Genomic DNA, 1,909 nt, shown 5'->3' with positions numbered 1-1,909 from the left:
GCCACCAGCGTCGCCGGCTCGGCGGTGGCGACCGCGTCGAGGCGGAGCACGTACCGCATCATCGCCAGCCCGGCGAGCTGGGTGGCGACCAGGCCGCCGCGCAGCGCGCGCTGCGCCGGGTCGTCGTCGAGCTGGTCGAGCACCCGCCGCAGCACCTGCGTGACCAGGAACTCGCGCAGTAGGCGCGCGGTCCAGTCGTTGCTGACCGCCGAGCGCAGCAGCGCCACCGCGGCGGTGCCGGTGGGGGAGTCCCAGACCTCCAGGAACACCCGGACCATCCGCTCGCCGAGCGCGTCCGGGCCGCCGGCGAGCACCGCCGGCAGCAGCCGTCCCGGGTCGGCCGGGAACGCCGTCGCGGCCCGGAACAGCTCCTCCTTGCCGCCGAAGTAGTGGTGCACGAGCGCCGGGTCCACTCCCGCCGCCGCGGCGATGGCCCGGATGGACGCGGCGTCGAACCCCCGCTCGGCGAACGCCTCCCGCGCCGCGGCGAGGATCGCCTCGCGGGTGTCCGGAGTGCCGGGCCGCCGCCCGGTGCGCCGCGCGTTCACCCGCTGCGCCGGCGCAGCGTCGCGGCGGCCAGCACCAGCGCCGCCACCGCCGCCCCGGTCACGATCGCCACGTCCCGCCACATCGTCCCGGTCGGCTCGGCGTGCGCGCCGACCTCCTGCAGCGCCTCGACCGCGTACGACAGCGGCAGCGCGTCGCTGACCGCCTGGAGCCAGCCGGCCATCTGGTCGCGCGGCACGAACAGGCCGCACAGCAGCAGTTGCGGCGCCACCACAACCGGCATGAACTGGACCGCCTGGAACTCGGTGCGGGCGAACGCCGAGCAGAACAGCCCGAGCGCCACCGCCAGCACCGCGTTCACCCCGGCGATCAGCACGACCAGCCACGCGCTGCCCGCGGTCTCCAGGCCGAACACCTGGTACGCGACGACCGACGCGACAGTGGACTGGAGCACCCCGGCCAGGCCGAACGCGATGCCGTACCCGAACAGCAGGTCGAGCTTGCCCAGCGGCGTGGTGAGCAGGCGCTCCAGCGTGCCGGTGGTGCGCTCGCGGAGCATGGCGATGCTGGTCACGAGGAACATGATGATGAACGGGAAGAAGCCCAGCATGATCAGGGCCACCCGGTCGAACGTGCTGGGCGCGCCGGGCGGGGCGGGCTGGTCGACGTACATGAAGTAGACGAGCGTGAGCAGCACCGACGGCACCACCACGAGCAGCGCCACGGTCCGCCGGTCGTGCCGGAGCTGGCGCAGGATGCGCCCGGTGGTGGCGGCCAGGATCCGTCCGTTCATCGCGCCTCTCCCTCGGCGTCGCGGATCAGGCGCAGGAACGCCTCTTCCAGGTCGTCGGTCCCGGTGGCGGCGCGGACCGCGGCCGGGGTGTCGTCGGCGACCAGCCGGCCCTCGCGGATCAGCAGCAGCCGGTCGCAGCGGGCGGCCTCGTCCATCACGTGGCTGGACACCAGCAGCGTGGTGCCGGCGGCGGCCATGGCGTGGAACCGGGCCCACAGGTCGGCCCGCAGCACCGGGTCCTGGCCGACCGTCGGCTCGTCGAGGACGACCAGCTCCGGCTCGCCGACCAGCGCGCACGCGAGCGAGGCGCGGCTGCGCTGGCCGCCGGAGAGCGTGCCGACGAGCTGGTCGGCCGCCTTTCCCAGGCCGACGTCGGTGACCGCGCGGTCGGCCTCGGCGCGGCCCCGGCCCTGGAGCACCGCGAAGTAGCGGGCGTTCTCCCGCACCGTCAGGTCGGCGTAGACGCTCGGCGCCTGGGTCAGGTAGCCCACCCGGCGGCGCAGGTCGGCCGAGCCGGCCGGGCGGCCGAGCACGTCGACCGCGCCGGAGCCGACCGACTGCACGCCGACCACCGCGCGCATCAGCGTGGTCTGGCCGCAGCCGCTGGCC

3 protein-coding genes are annotated in these 1,909 nt (G+C 75.4%); all 3 read right to left on the bottom strand.

Going from position 1 to position 1,909, the window contains the following annotated elements:
• On the bottom strand, positions 1-548 hold a 548-nt coding region (locus KBX39_RS30120), incomplete at its 3' end, for a TetR family transcriptional regulator (RefSeq protein WP_210873795.1).
• Positions 545-1,300: an ABC transporter permease gene (locus KBX39_RS30115; protein ID WP_043329516.1), complete on the bottom strand. Its 756-nt coding sequence runs from the start codon at positions 1,298-1,300 to the stop codon at positions 545-547. The genes KBX39_RS30120 and KBX39_RS30115, both read right to left, overlap by 4 nt.
• On the bottom strand, positions 1,297-1,909 hold a 613-nt coding region (locus KBX39_RS30110; protein ID WP_210873793.1), incomplete at its 5' end, for an ABC transporter ATP-binding protein. The genes KBX39_RS30115 and KBX39_RS30110, both read right to left, overlap by 4 nt.

This window comes from Micromonospora sp. D75 (genome assembly GCF_018070405.1).
GTDB lineage: Bacteria > Actinomycetota > Actinomycetes > Mycobacteriales > Micromonosporaceae > Micromonospora > Micromonospora chalcea.
This window is presented reverse-complemented; position numbering and strand designations above follow the sequence as displayed.